We start from the raw sequence: 18478 nt of genomic DNA, 5'->3' as shown, positions 1-18478 counted from the left end.
GTGCCGACCATGGCAGCGTGCCGGGTGCCCGTCGGCACCCGTCTCGTCCCCGTCCGGTCCGCGGCCTCACAGCTCCTCGTCCCGGGCCAGCCTCCGTGCCCCCGGCAGGTGCCGGTCGAGTTCCCCCGCGGCGAACCTCGTCATGCCCACCACGTGCCAGAACTCACCCGCCACTTCGCCCTCGGACTTGTACCCCCCGTCCGGTGTCAGGGCCGCCCAGCCGCCCTGCACCCCGATGAGTGTGGCCTTCCGCGTCACGGTCGCCGTGCCGGCCGGGCCCGGGTCCGAACCCACCCGCCACAACCGGACCGTTCCGTCGTCCCCCGCGCTCGCGAGGTGATTCCCGTCCGGGCTGAACGAGAGCGAGTAGATCCGTCCGCTGTGCCCGTGCAGGACATCCCTCTCCTCCCCTGTCTCCGGGTCCCAGAGCCTGATGACGCGGTCGTCACCCGCCGTCGCGAGCAGCGGAAGCGTCGGGTGCGCGGCCGCCGTCCAGAGCTTGCCCGTGCTGTGCCGCAGCACGTGCCGGGCGACGCCGTCACGCCAGATCACCGCTGTGCCGTCCCATGAGGCGCTGGCGAGCCAGGAGAGGTCCGGGCCGAAGGCCACGGCGTAGACCCGGTCGCCATGGCCGCGCAGGGTCTTGGCGAGGGTGCCGTCCCGGGTGCGCCAGACGCGTACGCGCCCGTCGTCGCAGCCGGTCGCCACGGAGGCACCGTCCTTGGCGAACGCGACGGACCGCACCCGGCCCTGGTGGCCGTCGAGATGGAGGTCGTGGGAGCCGGTGGCGCGCCGCCACAGGCTCACCGAGTCGTCGTCGTTGGCCGTGGCGATCTGCTCGCCGTCCGCGCTGAACGCCTCGGCCCAGCTGCGGTCGGTCTCGATGTCCAGCTCGCGCAGGAACGTACCGCCCTCGGCATCCCACAGCGAGACGTGCCCCGTGCTGCCCGCCGTGGCGAGGACACTGCCCACGGGACTGAACACGGCCGAGATCAACCGGTCGCCCCGGCCGACGAGCTCGTGCAGACAGCGGCCGGTGCGCACGTCCCACAGGCGGACGATCCCGTCGCTTCCCGCGCTCGCGAGGCAGCGTCCCGTCACGTCGAAGGAGACCGCGTTGACGCGCCGCCCGTGCCCGCGCAGGATCGGCTTGCCCTGGCCCGTCGCGGCGTCCCAGATCTGCACGCCGTCGTCCCCGGCCGTCACGAGCTGCGAGTCCTCCGGCCGGAACCGGCACGACCAGGCCGAGCCCTGGTGCCGGGTCGGCTGCAGGCGCTCGGGCACGGCCTCGTAGCCCTCGTGACCCGCCGAGAGCTGCCAGAGGCGGACGGCGCCGGTCGAGTCGCAGGCCGCGAGGCGGCGGCCGTCGTCGGCGAAGACGATCTGGTAGACACCTCCCGAGCCCTTTTCGAGCGGCGGCCCCGGCAGCCCGGTGCGCGGGTCCCACAACCGCACCCCGCCGTCGGTGTCACCGCTCGCCAGGAGGTCGCCCCCGGGGTGGAAGTCCAGGGTGTAGACGCGGCCCGAGTGTCCCCGCAGCTCGTGCAGGAGCCGCTGGTCACGGGCGCGCCAGATACGTACGGTTCCGCGGTCCGCGACGCCTTCGTCGGCGGTGGCCAGGAGACTTCCGTCCGGACTGAAGCGGACCCGGAACACGGGGCCGTCGTGCTCCGGGAGGCTGGCGATGAGTTCTCCCGTCGCCGTGTCCCAGATCCGCACGGTCCCGCTCCGGTCGCCCGTGGCGAGGGTGCGCCCGTCGGGGCTGAAGACGGTCGTGTAGACGAGGACGGTGTGTCCGGGGAACGCGTGCAGCCGTTCGCCGCTCGCGGTGTCCCAGAGCCGTACGACGCCGTCGCCGTCACCCGTGGCGAGCATGGTGCCGGTCGGGTTGAGCGTGATCGGCCAGACGCCGTCCGGATGGACGGAGAGCTTGGCACGGCAGCGGCCCGATACCGGGTCCCACAGGGCCACGGTGCCGTCCGCGCTGCCCGTCGCCAGGACGGAGTCGCGGAACCGGACGGCGTAGACCCGGGCGGTGTGGCCGTGCAGGACGCGCAGCGCCCCGCCGTTCTCGGGCGCGCAGATCAGGACGCTGCCGTCCTGGCTGCCCGCGGCGAGCAGTTCCCCGTCCGGGCTGTACGCGACGGGCTCGGGCAGTCGTCCCTGCTGCCGGCTGAAGCCGTAGGGGACGCTGACGGAGGCCGGGCGCAGCACGGTCTCCAGGGGTACCCCCGGGGCGATGCTCGCGGAGGCCAGCTCCTCCGACCGGGCCGCCTCGTCGTCGAGTTCGGTGCGGATGAGGACGGCGCGCCGCCAGCGGCTCCCGGCGAGCTGCGCCCCGCGCAGGTCCGAGCCGATGAACCGGGAACGGCGCAGGTCGGCGCCCCGCAGGTCGGCCCCGTGCAGGTTCGCGCCGTCGAGCCGGGCACCGGTGAGGCGGGCGCCCCGCAGGACGGCACCGGAGAGGTTGGCACCGGTGAGCTGGGTGTCCGTGAGGTTGGCTCCGGTGAGGTCGAGGCCCGACAGATCGCGGCCGGAGAGGTCCTCGCCGGGGAAGTGCACGCCGCGCAGGTCGGCGTCGACCGACACACGGCGCCGCCGGGTGAAGCGGTAGGCGTTGGTACGGGCGGCGTCGGTGGCGGCCGCGGCGGTGCCGCGCCCGGCGGCCGCCCCCGCTCGCCCGGTGCCCGCGGTTCCTCCGGCCCTCTCGTCGGGGTCCTGCCCGGGGCTCTCCAGCGTCTGCCGTACCCACTCGGTGATCTGCTCCGAGTCCGCCAGGTCGCAGAAGAAGTCGACGGCGAGCGGCGAGAGTTCCCGCTTCGTGAGGAGTGTGTCGTCACCCTGGCCGAGGCGTCGCGCGGCCTCTCTCGCCACGAGCCACTCGATGACCGACTCATGGATGAAGTGGAAGACGCCGTCGTCGACACGGACGAGGAGGGTGCCCGCGCCGACCGCCTGGGCCTCGTGCGTGAAGAGCGCCCTGTCGTCGCGTTGTCCGAAGGTCTCGGTGACGATCTGGGTCAGCTCGGCGAGGGGGAGACTGCCGCGCCCGCTCTCCCACAGGCGCAGTGCCAGCGCGGTGACGGACCGCCACAACTGGTCGAGCTCCAGCCCCGGCGCGGCGCCCGGGCCGCCCTGCCCGCGCCGCTCCTCGAAGCGGAGCCACGTACTGAAGACGTCCTCGTACAGCCGGGCCGCGCTGAGTGTTCCCCCGGAGCGGGCGACGGCCCGGATCTGCTGCTCGTCGAGCGCCGCCACGAAACTGAGCAGCCGGGGGTTGCCGCACAGCTCCAGCAGTTCGGGGATGCCGAGGAGCAGCTCGTACCGGCGGGCGGCCGCCGCGTCCTCTCCGTAGCAGTTGGTGAGGTAGCGGCGGATCTGGTGGGGCGTGAAGCCCTCGACGGACAGGAGCCGGCGCTGTGGGAGGAGTCCGATCTGCTCGCCGAGCGGGGTGAGGACCTGCTCGCGGGAGCGGAAGTGCTGGGTGCGGCCGCTGATGACGATCTTGGCGTGGTCGACCGCGGCCTTGAGGAGCGTGTGCAGGTGTTCGGCCGCCCGTTCGTAGCTGACCCGGTTGACGAGTTCGTCGAAGCCGTCGAAGAGGAGGACGACGCGCCCCTGGCGCAGCATGTAACGCAGGGCGCGCAGGTCGATGACATCGACACCGCGGTTGGCGAGATGGGCGGCGACGAGGCCTTCGAGGCTGTGCGAGCGGTCCAGCGAGCGGAGGGGGATGAGCAGCGGGGCCAGGTGCGGGAGGCGTTCGGGGATGCGACGGGCCAGCTCCCGCAGTGCGAAGGTCTTGCCGTGGCCGAAGCTGCCCAGGAGGAGGATCACGCGGCCCTGGTCGGTCTCCAGGAGCCGGAGCATCTCGTCGACGAGGTCATCACCCTCCCCGTCGCCCGGGTGGACCTCGTCACGGTAGCGCTGCGGGAGGTACAGCTCGGGGGCGTAGGGCCCTTCGGCGGAGAGCTCCGCCGTCTGCGTGGCGACGTAGCCGCGCAGGTCGATGAGGCCCTGCAACTCCAGAAAGCTGCGCACCCGTACTCCACGGCGCGCCGCACGCTCGCGCAGTCCGGGATCGGGCCGCTCACCCGCGTACACCAATTCGGCGTCGGTTCCCGAGTCGTCGGCGTGGACCAGGGCGAGCAGGCGGTCGAGATCGTCGTCGGTGGGGGTGCCGGGCTGGACCGCGAGGCGCAGCAGCCGCACGACGTCGTCCTCGTCCCAGGCGGCGACGATCTGGGTCAGGTCATCGGGCGCGACGGGCCGTACGTCACGCAGGCGCACGTCCGGGCGACGGGCCCGCAGGACGTCCTTGACCCGCTCGGCGAGCTGGGCGCCCGGGTCGTTGACGGTGCGGTTGTCCGAGCTCGCCGACCCGTGCGCGGGGATCTCCTCGTCGCCGGTGTCGTCGGGGAACCGGGGCGCGGAGTGCCAGTCGACCGGATGGACGACGGGCTCGGCGGTGGAACCCTCCTCATGGGGTGTCCACCGCTTGACCCCCCGCGCATCGACGCGCAGGAGGCTGAACCGCCCCGGCCCCGCGGCCCCGAGCAGAGGCAGGGCGCCGGTGGCGGAGGCCAGTTCGGCGTGGGTCGGCGTGGCATTCAGGTCCCTGCCGTCCCCGCCGGGGCCGTGCAGAAGGAGGTGGAGGCGGGGTGCGAGGAGCCGTTGGAAGACATCGGTGTCGCGCAGCGGTCCGGGCGCCTCCCCGGTACCGCTGCCCGGCCCGGACCCCCCTCCACCGCGGGCGTGGGGGAGGAGCGGGTGCCGGATGAGCCCGACCCGGAGCCAGCCCTCCTCCTCGTACTGGCGGAGCGTCTCGGCGAACCAGGCTGCCTGTGCCCGCCCGACCAGTCCGTACCGGTCCTCCAGGCGGTGGGTGCGGGCGATCGAGGAGTTGAAGCCGGCGACGACCGTGCGCAGTTCCGGTACGGGGAAGAGCGTCCACGGCTGGTCGGAACCGAAGACGGTGTCGAGTCCCTGGTACAGCCCCTCGAACAGCCGGCTGAAGTGACGCCACTTCTGCCAGTACGGCGGCTGCGGACGGATCTCGTCGGCCTCGCAGCTGTGGAAGTACGCCTGGCAGGCGGCGTCGCTGACGTCCTGGTTGCCCGGCACGACGAGCACCCGGTGCGGGGCGAGGCGGAGCTGTGCGCGCAGCCCGGTCAGGAAGTCGAGCGCCTGCGCGCAGTTGCGGGGCGAGCCCGATGCGGTCACGTCGCCGGAGACGAGGACCAGGTCCGGTGAGGGAGCGCCGCCGTCCCGCAGCTCGATCAGCCCGCTCTGGACGTCGCGGAGCAGTTCCTCGGGCTCCCGGCCGCGCCCGAACTCGGGCCCCGCGAGGTGCAGGATGTTCACGGCTTCCTGCCGGGCGCCGCCCGGCACCGCCGGAGGGTAGTACGGGGCGGCGTCCGGCCTTCGCCGGCCACCCCGTTCGGCACTCCCGGTCAGCGGCTGCCGCCAGGATTGCGCGGGCACGGCGGGGGACAGGGTCTGCCCCCCGCCCGGGTACGAGGGGCTGTCGGCGGGGCGCGCGTGACCGTCGAGCGCCTGCTCGACCCGGGTGAGGAGCAGCCCGCGTGCGGTGCGCGCGTCGGGAACGCCGACCAGGTCGACGTAGGTGATCGTCGCGAGCAGCCCCTCGACGGGCGCCTCGTCCACGCGCACGGTCAGCAGCCTGCGGTCGGGCTGGTCCGGCTCGGAGCGCAGCGCCGCCTGCCACTCCATCCGCCCGTACCGGGAGCCCTGGTAGTTCCGGGAGAGGACGGCGATGACGGCGACGGACTCGCTGACACCGCGGTCCATGTAGTCGATGAAGTTGCTGCCCGCGACGAAGTCCCAGGCCTGGATGACCGTACGGAAGCCGGCTTCCTCCAGCGTCCAGGCGATCCAGGAGGCCCATGCCTCGTCGGCCGGGGAGTAGCTGATGAAGAAAGTGCCTTGCCGCTGCGGCGTGCCCGTGCTGCCCGTCATCATCCGCCCATCCTAGAAACCCCGGACGAAACCCTGCCGCTGGACAACCGGCCAAATTGGCGTCCGTGATGCGGAGTTGACGCGAAATGGTGGGACGGAGCGGGCGGCTGCGCCCCGTGGGGAGTACCTCTCGCGCGGATGTGCCAGTTGACCGGGTCCGCTGGCCGGTTCCCGTTCCTCCCGCCCGCCACATCCCCGCGCGTCACTTGGGCAACCTTGCTTCTCACCCGTACCGGTGTGCGAACCTTGCGCAGTGCCGACACCCGAATCCCCGCGCAGACGCTTGCACCCCCTGGACCTGCTGGCCTGTTCGCTGCTCGCGATCGGCCTGGCCCTGCTGGCGACCGGCGCCCTGCCCGTCCAGGCGGCCGGCGACGTGGCACACCGGACGGCACCCCTGCTCGTCTTCCTCGCCACCGTCATCGTCATGGCCGAACTCATGGGCCGCGCGCAAGTCTTCGACGTGCTGGCCGGGGGGATCTCGCGCATCGGCAGGGGCAGCTACGTACGCCTGTTCGGCCTCTGCGTGCTCTTCGCCTCGGCGACCACGCTCGTTCTCAACCTCGACACGACGGCGGTCCTGCTCACCCCCGTCATGCTGGCGATGGCGGCCCGGGCGGGCATCGCGCCCCTGCCGCTCGCCATGACCACCGTGTGGCTCGCCAACACCGCGAGCCTGCTGCTGCCCGTCTCCAACCTGACGAACCTCCTCGCGGCCGACCGCGTCGGCCTCTCCGCCGGCGGCTTCGCGGCCCGTATGTGGGCCCCGCAGGTGGCGGCCGTCGCCGCGACGGCGGTGTGCTTGTGGGCGATGTACTGGAGGAGGGGACGGCGCGGTGCCGACCGCTACGTGCCGACCGCCGCGTTCCGTCCCGCGGATCCCGTCCTCTTCCGCGTCTGTGCCCTGGTCTGCGCGGGCTTCCTCGTCGCCATCCTGGTGGCTCCCGTACCGCTGTGGGTGAACTCCCTCGCCGCCGCGCTCGTCGTGCTCGTCGCCTTCGCGCTCCGCCGACCGGGCGAACTGCGGCTGTCGCTCGTGCCCTGGCGGCTGCTGGTCATGGTGCCCGGCATGTTCCTCGTCGTGGAGACCGTCAACGTCCACGGTCTGCACAGCCTGCTGACGCACGCCATGGGAGCGGGCGAGCACGCGGCCGGCCTCTTCCGCTCCGCCGCGGTCGGCGCCGGGTTCTCCAACGTGCTCAACAACCTGCCGGTCTACCTCGCGGGCGAGTCCGCTGTCCCGGAGGGCAACCGGGACCAGTTGCTCGCCCTCCTCATCGGTACCAACGTCGGTGCCCTGGTGACCCCCTGGGCCTCACTCGCCACCCTGCTGTGGTTCGAACGCTGCCGCACCGCCGGGGTCAGGATCCCGCTGGCCCGCTTCATGGGCACCGGGCTCGTCCTGGCGGTCACCGGCACGGCGGCGGCAACCGGCGCACTCGCCCTGACGAACTGATCACGTCGACGCCACGGGCCTCACACCAACGAGGCTCCCGTCGCCTCCCGCGTGAGCGCCACCAGCCGGTCGATGACGTCGGGCCGCCCTGCCACGAAGCAGCGCGTCGTGTCGGGACCGGTGAAGCCGATCCGGAACGGGCCCCCCTCCAGCGTACGGAACTCGCACCCCGCCTCCAGTGCGAGCAGCGCGCCGGGCGGGAAGTCCACCGCCTCCGCGCAGTACCCCACGAAGCCGTCGATCGTCCCGCGCGCCAGCATCGACCACCCGATCAGCGGCGCCCACAGGGCGAGGACGCGCCGAGTGTGGCGTTCCAGCGCGATCCGCAGCGCCGAGGCGACCGGATCGTCCTTGCGCACCGAGTGCCCCTGCGTCCACGCCACGACGAGGCGTGATGCGGAGGCGGTCACCGGGGTGTCGGCAAGGGGCACCCCGGCGACGGATACCGCTTCGGGCGCCGGTGCCGGCCGTTCGCCACCCCCGTCGGGTCCTCCTCCGCGCCGGTGCGTCCCGCCGCCCCGCACCGCGTGCCAGGTCACGCCGGTATGCGGCTCGTGGACCACGCCGAGGACGGGCGCTCCCGCCACGCACAGCCCGATCCCCACCGCGTACACGGGCAGCCCGGCAGCGACGTTGTTGCTCCCGTCGAGCGGGTCGACGAGCCAGGTCCGGTCGGCCGCGCCCGGGAGGATCCCTGCCTCCTCCGACCAGACGCGATCCTCGGGGAACCCCTCGCGGAGACGGTCGAGCACGATCCGCTCCGCCGCCAGGTCGAGTTCGGTGACGACGTCGCCGTCCTCGCCCTTGACACCGATCCGCCACACGTCGCCGAAACGGCCGCGCAGCATCCTCCCCGCCTCCTCGGCCGCGGCCAGGGCGACCGCCAGTTCGGCCGCGTACCCGCGGTGCCCGTCAGCCGTCCGTTGCATCGATCCTCCTCAGAGCGGCCCGTACCGCCACGACGGTCTCCTCCCTGCCGCAGATCTCCCGTACCGAACGGTGGCCTTCTCCGGACAGGAGCCCCAGGGACATGTCCTTGCTTCCGGGCTGTGTCTCGCCGAGCACCAGTGTGGCCGCCGGACGGCCGTCGGCCACCACCGTCGCGTGGAACTCACCGGGCCTGACGACGTAGACGTCACCGGTCGTGCTGTGTCCGAAACCGTCCGGTACTCCGCGGACGAACCGCGTGGTACGGAGCACCTCGTCCGTGCCGTCCGGGCCGCTGCGCACCTCGTACACGCGGTGGGTCGGCGCCACGGGATCGTCGACGACCCGCACGGAGTGGTTCGTCACCTGCCCGAACAGGACGAGGCTCACGAGCGACCAGCTGTGGGCGTGGACGAGCGGCGCATCGCCCTCGCCCCCTTCGCCGCCGCCCGTCCCGGCGTCGAACAGATGTACGCACACGCCTTTGGTCCCGTCCCTGAGAACCGGCAGGCACAGGAAGCCGAGGGGGTGGCGGACCGCGGACAGGCTCCGGCGTCCTTCGGCGACCGCCCGCAGGACGGAGACGGCGAGGTCGCCCGCGGCGGCACGGTCCGCCGACGACGGCCCGGCGCCCGGTGAGGGGCCTGGACCGGGGTCCGGGGCGAGCAGCCTGCGCAGAGCGTCGTAGTCGATGTCCGGACCGTGGGGGGCATCCATGGCGTGGCGCGTCCTCGCCTTTCGGATCGGTGCGGCCGGTGGCCGGCGACGGGTCAGATCGGGTACGGATTCTCCGCGCGCAGGGCCTTGTCGACGACATCCCGCACCGCTCCGTCGGAGTAGCTCGTGGGCAGCGGCAGGCCGACGCTCTCGAAGAAGGCCCGTGCCTGGTCGGCGGTCGGATCGGCGTCGAGGGCCCGGGCCTGGCTCAGTTCGATCTCGCGGGCCTGGCTGCGGCTCTGCCGGAGCTCGACGCCGTAGTAGCGGTACAGCGGATGGTTCTCGGTGACCAGGAGTCCGGGTTGCGCGGGATCGTCCTGAGTGATGATCAGGCGGGATGGCGAGACGTCGAAGCGCAGCGTCGGCGCGGTCGAGGACAGGTAGAGGTGCACGGTCATGCCGGGGAAGCGCTGGAGGTGCCAGCCCGCCGCCAGGACGGTCGCGTACGACTCGTTGCTCGTCCGCTCCGGGGTCCACGTCTCCGGGGCGGAGGAATTCTGCCGCCGCGCGTACAGGCGGCGGAAATTCGCGTAGGCGGCGCAGGCGCGGGCGTCGGCCGGGTCGACGACCTCGATCGAGAACGTGAAATTCGAGCGGTTGCGGCGGGCCCGGTCCACGCATTCGGGCAGTGTCACGGCCCGCAGGTAGGTGCCGGTGCCGCCCTTGAACTCCCAGGAGCCGCCGCGCTCCCGCGCCGTGCGCAGCTCGGCGCCGATCTCGCTCCCCGTGAGGGTACGGACCATCTCCATGCCCTCGAAGGCCCGCTGGATGCCGTCGACCGCGTCGGCGAGGTGATCGGCGCGGGCCCGCTGGCGCAGCGATCCGGCGGCGATGGCGCCGAGCACGAGAACGGTGGCCGCGGCCGTCGCGTCGTCTCCCAGGGTGTCACCGAACAGGTCCATGACGCCGACGGTGATCGCGCCGACCACTGCGAGCAGCAACTCGAAGTTCCGCGCGATCCAGTTGAGCAGCCTCTCCAGGCGCCCCGGCCTCTCCGGTCCGCCGACCATGCTCTCCTCCATCGTCCCCCGTGAACACCGACCGCACCGATGCTAGGGGCGGGGTCGCGAGCCCACCAGAACGTCTTTCAGCCGCCGGGGAGCGCGAGGGTGGTACCGAGATCGGGAGCCCCGCGCCCGGGCTCGTCCCCGCGCGCCGACGACCGCGCGCGCCGCTGATGCCGCCCGATCACGCGAACGATCCCGGCACCACCGCGAGCCGGGGGTGGTGAGCGGCCAGGATCTTGTTGGCGCGGGCCAGCTCCGCCAGAGCCTGCTCGCGGTCGGCCTGGTCCTCGACGCCCAGCCGGGGGCCCCGGAACCTGCGGACCTCACGGGCCGCGCAGTCGGCCTCGAACTCCGCCTCCAGGATGCGCGGCGGGATGCACGAGCCGATCAGCGCCGCGACCCGGTCCGGGATCGGCACGGGGACGAGGAGGTGCGAGGCGGTCATGGGGTGTTCCCTCTCGGATGGTCGGCCAGGAGGCGGTACGTGAGTGCTGCCGCCGGATGAGCGGCAGACTCCTCCTTGTGTACGGGACGTGGTTCCGGGTTTCTCGTCGGAGACGTCTCCGTGTCGCAACCGTTTGGGACTGACCGTCTATTTCGCCTTACGCGCGAGTAAGTTGACCTGTCGCGCCGAACGTGATCCAAACGAGAGGCTCGATCGAGCCCGGCATGATCGGCAGCACGCCTCCTAGGGGGATGTGCCGGCCGAGCGGGTGCGCAGCCGTAACGCGCGGAGCACGGCCTCGGTGGCGAAACGGCTTTCGGGGTCGACGAGTTGATCACCGAAGATGGTCTCCAGGCTGCGCATGCGGTAGCGCACGGTCTGCGGGTGCACATCGAGCAGTTCGCCCATCTGGGCCGCCGTGCCCCGGGTGTCGAGCCAGATCCGCAGCGTCTCGATCAGCCGCTCGCGGCGGGTGGTGCTGATCCCGGCCACGGCGGCCAGCTCCCGCTGGGCGAGCTGGTCGAGCAGGGCCGGGTCGGAGAGCAGCCACAGGGTGATGAGGTGGTCCTCGCAGCGGATGACCGGGGCGTCGTCGATCACGCCGGAGTCGACGAGCTCCAGCACCCGGCGGGCCCACCGGATCGAGTCGCAGGCCAGGCCCGTCGGAACGGTCAGCCCGATCGCCGCGCGGCCGGCCGGCAGGGCCTGTTCCAGCATGGACCTTCGGGCCTCGTCCACCGGGCCGGGGATGAGCAGGTGCGGCTGCGGGTCGCTGAGATCGAGGAGGAGGTCCCGGTCGGCGCCGAGCCGGTCGAGCGCGGCCGGGGCGCGGACGGCGACCAGTGTGACCTCGTCGGGCAGTGTCCAGCCGGTCTGCTCGCAGAGGTCGGCAATGGCGCTGCGCGGGGCGGGGCGTCCGGCGAGGATGAGGTGGAGCAGGCGCCGGCGCAGCGCCTCGCTCTGCTCCCCGGACTGCGACTGGACCTCCAGGAAGCCCTCGCGGGAAAGCGATTCCAGCTCGTCGACGTAGGCGAAGAGCGCGTCGGCGAAGCTGAGCATGAGGGTGGGGGAGAGGTGGTAGCTCTGCCCCACCTTCTTGGCCCGCCGCAGCGCCACCCGCGCGCCGAGCCGGTAGGCGCCCTGGAGGGTGTCCATGGTCCGGCCCTCGTACGCCTCGAAGCGGCCGAACCGCCGGCACATGTCGTCCCGGAGCGTGGTGGGGGTGGTGGGCTCGGCCACCAGGTCGACGAAGGAGGCCAGGCTCTGCTCCACGCCGACCCTGATGGCCTGGCCGTTGGGACCGTCCAGGAGCCGGGCGTACTCCGGATAGGCGCGGGTGACCTCCACGCCGATCTCCTTGATGAGGCTGGGGAGTTCGGGTCGCATGATCGCGGCGAATTCCTGGGGGAGCGGCCCCAGGGGGTCATCGGTGTCCAACGGCTGTACGAGGCGTGCCATGCCATGTCCCCTCTGCTCTCGGCGCCCGGTGGTGGGGTGGGACGGTGAGGGAAAGCGCTCCCACGAACCGACAGGTGCGGACAGCAAGTCCGCGACGAAGATAGACCAAGGAACAGGCACTGCACACCACTTGGACAAGATCGGAGTGCAGGGGCCACGCATCGTGTCCACGCGGTGGGACTTCCGCGCAGGTCGGACACTGCTGCGCGCTTTCGGACAATGAATTTCGGCCGCCTGCTCAGGTGGTGACAAGACACGTGACAAGGCGCGTGGCACATCCTCCGACGCCGGCTCCGGGGAGGTTCCGCGCAGGCGCGGGAGGCCCGGTTCCGGCGGCCGGTCCGCATTCCGGCACCTCCGGATGCGCATTCCTTGATAAGAGGGTGACCCCCGGTTACTCATCCGCGGATCAAAAACGGGGCCGCGCAAAAATTCTTGGGCGGACGGATTGTGTCGCTGTGTTTCCCGCGAGTAACATCACGCTTCGTTCAATTGGGCCATGAAATCTGCCCGAAATTTGACGCTCAGATCTTTCTCCCCGGGTCCACCCCGCGGCTCCACCACCGCCGACGAATCCGTCGCGGTGCGGGCATGCGCGGAGAACCGGTCAACTTCGCGCACCAGGCCGCAATGTGGCGGCTCACCAGAGGGGACGACATGAGATCCGTTTCCAACCGCACCCGCATAGGGCTGCTCGCGGCATTCACCGCCTTCAGCGCCGTGCTCTCCACCGGCTCGGCCGCCGCGGCGACCGAACTCAACGGCGACTGGGCGCCGTTCGACCGCTGCCCGGTGGACGCGCCCGCCATGCTCGCTGCGGACGGCGTCAACACCATCGCCACCTGCATCGCGTCGAGTTCGGTCACCGGCTCCATCACGCTCGGCAAGAGCAAGGTGCCGACCGGCAACAGTGATCTGCAACTCGGCGTCATCCAGCGCAGCGACGGCACCAACTCCCTGGTGGCGCCGCCCGAAGGGGCGCTCACCGCCGACGCGGCAGAGGTCCCCGGCGGACTGCTCGGACTGATGTGCCCCAGCGCCATCCCGTTCGTCTCGGCGATCTGCCGCCAGTTGACGGACAACAACCTCAACCGGATCACGGCCACCATCGAACCGGCGGGCGCACCAAGGGACTTCAGTATGGTGGCGGCCTTCTCCACCGGTGAACCCATTCTCACGATTCCGGTCCGTATCCACCTCAGGAACCCGTTCCTCGGCGACAAGTGCTACATCGGCACCACCGCCGATCCGGTGCTGCTGAAGCCGCAGAACCTGAACGTGCCGAGCCTCTCGCTCCAGCGGTTCGCGGCCGACGGAACCCGCGACGACGAGGGCGAGATGGGCCGCTACACCTTCGCCGGCGCCGACCAGGGCGATGCCACGTTCGCCGTGCCGGGAGCCAGCGGCTGCGGAGCCGGACTCCTGGACTGGGCGGTGAACCTCAAGACCGGTCTCCCGTCCGCCGCCGGCAAGAACAGCGTGAAGCTCAACGACACCTCGACCTACTTCGGCAGCCCCTACGACCCGGCCGGCCTGGCGCCGGACGAGGGCAAGAAGCTGTCGGAATTCTGGCACTCCGCGGTGCGGTAGGAGCCGACGCCCTCCATTCCTCCGGGGGCTTTGCGGAACCCGAAGAAGGAGGTGGTACGACAGCCGCCCGACCGTTCATGACAGAAGACCGCCCACAAAAGGATCCGCGCCTTCTCCAGTCCAGTTCGAAGCGTGCCGCCCACATTTCCCGTGCGCACGTCCACTCGTATCCCCAACGGGACAAGAAAAGGGAGTCATTCCATGATCAAGCGATCCGGTGTACTGACCGCGATCGGTGCCGCCGTGGCATCCGTCGCGCTGGCCGCTCCGTCGGCCATCGCCGCCCCGACCAGCTGGACCATCACGCCGACGGGCGCCTTCACCGGCAGCGCCGGCGTGACCGTCCTGACCGACAACAACGGCAACAAGATCCAGTGCGCGACCTCCGCCGCGTCCGGCTCCGCCCCCACCTCCCCGGTGGCCGGCTCCCCGGCGCAGCTCGCCTCCATCTCGGCGATCTCGTTCAACTCGCCCTGCACCGGCCCCTTCAGCTCCACGTGGACCGTGACCACCACGCCTCCGTGGCAGATCTGGGGTCTTGACTACACGGCGGGCGCCGGCACCAACTCCACCGGCCAGGTGACCGGTGAGATCAGAGCGATCAAGGCGAAGGTGAGCGGCAGCAGCGTGCTGGGCCCGTGCACCTTCGACGTCACCGGAAAGGTGGCGGCCAAGTACAACAACCCGAGCGCCGGCGGCAGCAACGGGACGCTGAACACGGCGGGCGGCGGTCTCACGCTGACCATCGCCAACAAGGTCGGCGGCGGCTGCGGCATCGTCGGCACCACCGCCAGCTTCCAGGGCCTCTACACCATCAAGAACACGGCCTCCGGCAAGTCCCCGGTCATCAGCGGCTGATCCCGTACGCCTCTGATGCTCAGCACATGAGCGCAGTGCCCGGCCGTGCGCCCTCGACGGCCGGGCACCTCGCGCTTCTCCACTCACTCGCCGATAACTCCACGGGCGGGAATTGTCATCGTCTGCCAAAAACCGGGCCTCCGTGAAACAGCGTAATTCCCGGCCCTTCCCAGAGTGCTGACCTTATGCGTAGCGTACCGGTCGGTAGGAGGATCATTCCCGGTCCGTCCGAAAGGCCGTTGCCGAGAAGTGGACCCCATTTCGCAGCCATCGGAACGATTGGCCCGCGCGCGCCGGAAGGACACCATCCGCATGACCCTCGATGCACGCGCCGCGGCGAGACGTCCGCTCCATCTCGCCCTGGGCGGGGCGCTCGTCGTCGCCACCGCGCTCATTCCCAGCGCCGAATCGGTGGCGGCCGACCAGACGTCCGAAGTCACGCTTCCTTATACATGCTCCTTTCCGTCCGGCGAGGAGAAGGCCGACGTCACGGTCAAGGCGGTGCTGCCCGTCTCGGTCCGTACGGAGGAGGAGATCCGGCCCGGTGACGTCTCCGTCGACGTGAGCCTGGCACGGTCGGCGCTGGCGCAGTTCACCGCGCTGGAGGCGTCCACGCTGTCGGCCGTCGCCGAGCTGACCGTACGGAACACCATCGGCGAGCATTCGGCCGACGCCTCCTGGCAGCAGCTCGAAGCTCCTGCGGTCCCGCTGCCACCGGAGGGCGAAGGCGGGGGCGAGGAAGGTGTCGTGCTCGCCGCCACCGGCGACGTCCCCACCGTCGCGTTCGGCAGCCCCGGACGCGCGACCATCACCCCGGCCGCGCTCGGTCTCACCCTCGCCTCCTTCACCGAGGACGGCGCGCCGACCTCGCCTCCGCAGCTCACCGTCGTCTGCGAGCCCGACGACGACGAGGAGCGGCCTCTCGCCGACATCACCGTCCGCGACAGCGTCGGCCCGCCTGCCCCGACGCCCGGCCCGGACGAGCCCGCGCCTGGGAAGGAGGAGCCGGCCGAACCGCCCGAGCAGCCGGCCCCGCCGGCCCCCGGCCTCGACCCCGACGCCCACCGCAAGATCGACGACCTCGCCGAGGAGCGGCGCGAAGCCCTCGACGAAGCGGACCCCGGAAGCTGCCCGATCGAGATCCCGCCCGAGTGGGTGATGACCACCGCCGAGACGTACGCCGCCGGGTACGCCAACGCCGTGAAGCTGGACGGTGCGGCGGCGCTCGGCCCCGCGTTCATGAAGGTGGTCCTCAACAAGCGGTACATCAACGACTCCTGCGCCTCCACCGTCGACGTCACCTCCGAGGTCGATTTCGAGTACGAGGGCAAGCGGCAGCTCCCTCCGACACAGGCCACCTTCCTCAGTTACGGGTTCATGCCGACGACCGCCACGATGGTGCTGGAGCAGGTGGGCCCGCCGGCCGTCGTCCAGACCCACACGGTCACCAACACCCCGACCTACCCCGAGGAATCCACGGTCACCGCCCAGCTCTCCATGCGCCTGTACGACGTGAAGGTGAACGGTGTCCCGCTGGACGTGGGCCCGGACTGCCGCACCGAGCGGCCCTTCGAGCAGGTCCTGAAGGGGTACGGCCAGAGCTATCCGCCGGCCGGCTACCTCGTGGCGACCGGCGGCAATCTGACCGGTTACGCGCACATCCCGCCGTTCAAGGGATGCGGCGTCGGCGAGAACCTCGATCCGCTCTTCACCTCGGCCATCTCCAGCGTCGGCAAGAAGGCCGACAACTACACCAAGATGACGCAGGCGCCGCTCTGCGTGGCGACGAACCCGGACGGCCCGGACTGCCCGCCGAAGGTGCCGAAGCCCGAGCGGTGACCGTACCGCCGGTGATCCGCCGGTGTTCCTCCGGTGATCTGGACCAACCCCGCAGCCCTTCCGGCCGAGCGACGGCCGGGAGGGCTCTTCGGCAGGGAAAGACGTCCGCCACCGAGCGGAAAACTCATCAAAGATTAACAGGTTTGACGCGCCGATCACTCACTCGGAAACAAGTAATCCGGGCGTCGCGATCACGCCGCAGAAAGTTCCGTATCCAGTATTGCGAACTGAGGTTACCGAGCCGTAGCGTCCCGGTTGAGCGGCCCGAAACCCCTCCGTACCTGCTTGTTTTCCGAGAGCCGGAGCGTTGACAGATGACCGAAGTCGCCACCACGTCGAAGGAGGGTCGATGGGAATCGAAGTCGTCGTCGAAGGCCTGACGAAGTCCTTCGGCAAGCAGAACATCTGGCAGGACGTCAGCCTCACCCTGCCCGCCGGTGAGGTGAGTGTCATGCTCGGTCCTTCCGGCACCGGAAAGACCGTCTTCCTGAAATCCATCATCGGACTTCTGAAGCCGGAACAGGGACGCGTCCTCATCAACGGCGTCGACATGGTGAACAGCTCCGAACGCGACATCATGGAGACGCGGAAGCTCTTCGGCCTCATGTTCCAGGACGGCGCGCTCTTCGGCTCGATGTCCCTCTTCGACAACATCGCCTTCCCGCTGCGCGAGCACACCCGCAAGAAGGAGTCCGAGATCCGCCGCATCGTCATGGAGCGGATCGACATCGTCGGACTGCTCGGTGCCGAGGGGAAGCTCCCGGGCGAGATCTCCGGCGGCATGCGCAAACGCGCCGGCCTCGCCCGGGCCCTCGTCCTGGACCCGCAGATCATCCTCTGCGACGAACCGGACTCCGGACTCGACCCGGTGCGCACCGCGTACCTCTCGCAGCTCCTCATCGACCTCAACGCGCAGATCGACGCGACGATGCTGATCGTCACCCACAACCTCGACATCGCGGCGACCGTCCCGGACAACATGGGGATGCTGTTCTGCCGCAACCTCGTCACCTTCGGCCCGCGCGAGGTGCTGCTCACCAGTGACACCCCGGTCGTCTCGCAGTTCCTCGCCGGACGCCGCGAAGGGCCCATCGGGATGTCCGAGGAGAAGGACGCCGCCACGCTCGCCGCCGAGCAGCGACGTAGCGACTCCCTCGGCCATGCCGACACGATCGCCGTGCCGAGAACCGTCGTCCCGCAGCTGGAGCCCTCGCCCGGCATGCCCGTACGCCAGGGAGCGCTGCGCCGCCGTGAGCGGGTCATGGCGATGATGGGCCAGCTGCCGGAGGCCGCCCGTACGGCCATCCTCAACAGCTACGCCCCGGCCGCGGGAGGTGCGAGAGCGTGACCGCCCCGATGCCGGTGCGGCCGCCGGAGCCGCCGGAGAAGGCCCCGCCGGTCCTCTCCAGGAGTCCCGGGCAGCGCCGGCCCAGCCGACTGCTCGCCCCGCTCCGCGAGACCGGGAAGCTGTTCGCGCTCGGTATCGCCGTGGGCCGGGCCATCTTCCGCAGGCCCTTCCAGTTACGCGAGTTCATCGAGCAGTTCTGGTTCGTCGCCAGCGTCACCATCCTGCCCGCCGCCCTCGTCTCCATCCCGTTCGGCGCGGTCATCGCCCTCCAGGTCGGCTCGCTCACCCAGCAGCTCGGCGCCCAGTCCTTCACCGGCGGCGCCAGCGTCCTCGCGGTGATCCAGCAGGCCAGCCCGATCATCGTGGCGCTGCTCATCTCGGGCGCCGCCGGCTCCGCGATCTGCGCCGACCTGGGCTCCCGCAAGATCCGCGAGGAGCTGGACGCGATGGAGGTCATGGGCGTCTCGCCCATCCAGCGCCTCGTCGTCCCGCGCGTCCTCGCCACCATGCTCGTCGCCGTCCTGCTCAACGGCCTGATCTCGGTGGTCGGCACGCTCGGCGGCTATTTCTTCAACGTGATCATGCAGGACGGCACACCGGGTGCCTACCTGGCGAGCTTCTCCGCCCTCGCCCAGCTGCCCGACCTGTACGTCAGCGAGCTCAAGGCCCTCATCTTCGGCTTCATCGCGGGCATCGTCGCCGCCCACCGCGGCCTCAACCCGCGCGGCGGTCCCAAGGGCGTCGGCGACGCGGTCAACCAGTCCGTCGTCATCACCTTCATGCTGCTGTTCTTCGTGAACATGGTGCTCACGGCGATCTACCTCCAGATCGTCCCCGCGAAGGGGGGCTGAGGA

Annotated in this window: 12 protein-coding genes; 6 read left to right on the top strand and 6 right to left on the bottom strand. The window is 71.0% G+C overall.

The annotated features are described in order from the left end of the window. Nucleotides 1–66 precede the first annotated feature (66 nt). Nucleotides 67–5982 carry a TIR domain-containing protein gene (locus ACIRR8_RS15325; protein ID WP_404064064.1) on the bottom strand — a complete coding sequence of 1972 codons (5916 nt, stop codon included), beginning with the start codon at nucleotides 5980–5982 and terminating at the stop codon, nucleotides 67–69. Between the two features lie 289 nt (nucleotides 5983–6271). On the opposite strand from ACIRR8_RS15325, the gene ACIRR8_RS15320 reads away from it, so the two are divergent. Further along, on the top strand, nucleotides 6272–7435 hold the full coding sequence (locus tag ACIRR8_RS15320; RefSeq protein WP_404064345.1) for an SLC13 family permease: 1164 nt from the start codon (nucleotides 6272–6274) through the stop codon (nucleotides 7433–7435). A gap of 20 nt (nucleotides 7436–7455) precedes the next feature. Here ACIRR8_RS15320 and ACIRR8_RS15315 read toward each other — a convergent pair whose 3' ends face one another. The 5 genes from ACIRR8_RS15315 to ACIRR8_RS15295 all read right to left on the bottom strand — a co-directional run bounded on the left by ACIRR8_RS15315 (nucleotide 7456) and on the right by ACIRR8_RS15295 (nucleotide 11989). Further along, nucleotides 7456–8364 (bottom strand): inositol monophosphatase family protein, encoded by a 909-nt coding sequence (locus ACIRR8_RS15315; RefSeq protein WP_404064061.1) that lies wholly within the window; start codon nucleotides 8362–8364, stop codon nucleotides 7456–7458. Beyond that, complete coding sequence (locus tag ACIRR8_RS15310) at nucleotides 8348–9079, bottom strand: hypothetical protein (protein WP_404064058.1); 732 nt, start codon at nucleotides 9077–9079, stop codon at nucleotides 8348–8350. The genes ACIRR8_RS15315 and ACIRR8_RS15310 overlap by 17 nt, the downstream gene beginning before the upstream one ends. A gap of 53 nt (nucleotides 9080–9132) precedes the next feature. Then, complete coding sequence (locus ACIRR8_RS15305; RefSeq protein ID WP_404064055.1) at nucleotides 9133–10089, bottom strand: hypothetical protein; 957 nt, start codon at nucleotides 10087–10089, stop codon at nucleotides 9133–9135. A 178-nt stretch (nucleotides 10090–10267) separates the two neighbouring features. Beyond that, nucleotides 10268–10531 (bottom strand): hypothetical protein, encoded by a 264-nt coding sequence (locus ACIRR8_RS15300; RefSeq protein WP_404064052.1) that lies wholly within the window; start codon nucleotides 10529–10531, stop codon nucleotides 10268–10270. 243 nt (nucleotides 10532–10774) lie between these two features. Then, nucleotides 10775–11989 (bottom strand): helix-turn-helix domain-containing protein, encoded by a 1215-nt coding sequence (locus ACIRR8_RS15295; protein ID WP_404064049.1) that lies wholly within the window; start codon nucleotides 11987–11989, stop codon nucleotides 10775–10777. A 657-nt stretch (nucleotides 11990–12646) separates the two neighbouring features. Between ACIRR8_RS15295 and ACIRR8_RS15290 the strand changes: the two genes are divergently transcribed. The 5 genes from ACIRR8_RS15290 to ACIRR8_RS15270 all read left to right on the top strand — a co-directional run bounded on the left by ACIRR8_RS15290 (nucleotide 12647) and on the right by ACIRR8_RS15270 (nucleotide 18475). Further along, nucleotides 12647–13579 carry a hypothetical protein gene (locus tag ACIRR8_RS15290; protein WP_404064046.1) on the top strand — a complete coding sequence of 311 codons (933 nt, stop codon included), beginning with the start codon at nucleotides 12647–12649 and terminating at the stop codon, nucleotides 13577–13579. Nucleotides 13580–13780: 201 nt separating this feature from the next. Beyond that, a complete protein-coding gene (locus tag ACIRR8_RS15285; RefSeq protein WP_404064043.1) occupies nucleotides 13781–14437 on the top strand; it encodes a hypothetical protein in 657 nt (218 codons plus the stop codon). A gap of 312 nt (nucleotides 14438–14749) precedes the next feature. Beyond that, on the top strand, nucleotides 14750–16276 hold the full coding sequence (locus tag ACIRR8_RS15280) for a DUF6801 domain-containing protein (RefSeq protein ID WP_404064040.1): 1527 nt from the start codon (nucleotides 14750–14752) through the stop codon (nucleotides 16274–16276). A gap of 349 nt (nucleotides 16277–16625) precedes the next feature. Next, entirely contained in the window at nucleotides 16626–17624 is a 999-nt protein-coding gene (locus tag ACIRR8_RS15275; protein ID WP_404064037.1) for an ABC transporter ATP-binding protein, read from the top strand. Then, nucleotides 17621–18475 carry an MlaE family ABC transporter permease gene (locus tag ACIRR8_RS15270; RefSeq protein ID WP_404064034.1) on the top strand — a complete coding sequence of 285 codons (855 nt, stop codon included), beginning with the start codon at nucleotides 17621–17623 and terminating at the stop codon, nucleotides 18473–18475. Before ACIRR8_RS15275 ends, ACIRR8_RS15270 begins: the two co-directional genes overlap by 4 nt. The last annotated feature ends 3 nt before the right edge of the window (nucleotides 18476–18478 follow it).

The sequence above is a fragment of the Streptomyces sp. NPDC101178 genome, assembly GCF_044767965.1.
Taxonomy (GTDB): domain Bacteria; phylum Actinomycetota; class Actinomycetes; order Streptomycetales; family Streptomycetaceae; genus Streptomyces.
The sequence above is the reverse complement of the archived record's forward strand: the minus strand, read 5'-3'. Positions and strand labels throughout refer to the sequence as shown.

What these genes read in the sequence shown, in the direction of transcription:
- ACIRR8_RS15290 (WP_404064046.1), top strand. Translation starts at nt 12,647, where the DNA reads ATGAGATCCGTTTCCAACCGCACCCGCATAGGGCTGCTCGCGGCATTC.
- ACIRR8_RS15315 (WP_404064061.1), bottom strand. Translation starts at nt 8,364, where the DNA reads ATGCAACGGACGGCTGACGGGCACCGCGGGTACGCGGCCGAACTGGCG.
- ACIRR8_RS15275 (WP_404064037.1), top strand. Translation starts at nt 16,626, where the DNA reads ATGGGAATCGAAGTCGTCGTCGAAGGCCTGACGAAGTCCTTCGGCAAG.
- ACIRR8_RS15295 (WP_404064049.1), bottom strand. Translation starts at nt 11,989, where the DNA reads ATGGCACGCCTCGTACAGCCGTTGGACACCGATGACCCCCTGGGGCCG.
- ACIRR8_RS15310 (WP_404064058.1), bottom strand. Translation starts at nt 9,079, where the DNA reads ATGGATGCCCCCCACGGTCCGGACATCGACTACGACGCTCTGCGCAGG.
- ACIRR8_RS15300 (WP_404064052.1), bottom strand. Translation starts at nt 10,531, where the DNA reads ATGACCGCCTCGCACCTCCTCGTCCCCGTGCCGATCCCGGACCGGGTC.
- ACIRR8_RS15305 (WP_404064055.1), bottom strand. Translation starts at nt 10,089, where the DNA reads ATGGTCGGCGGACCGGAGAGGCCGGGGCGCCTGGAGAGGCTGCTCAAC.
- ACIRR8_RS15325 (WP_404064064.1), bottom strand. Translation starts at nt 5,982, where the DNA reads ATGATGACGGGCAGCACGGGCACGCCGCAGCGGCAAGGCACTTTCTTC.
- ACIRR8_RS15280 (WP_404064040.1), top strand. Translation starts at nt 14,750, where the DNA reads ATGACCCTCGATGCACGCGCCGCGGCGAGACGTCCGCTCCATCTCGCC.
- ACIRR8_RS15285 (WP_404064043.1), top strand. Translation starts at nt 13,781, where the DNA reads ATGATCAAGCGATCCGGTGTACTGACCGCGATCGGTGCCGCCGTGGCA.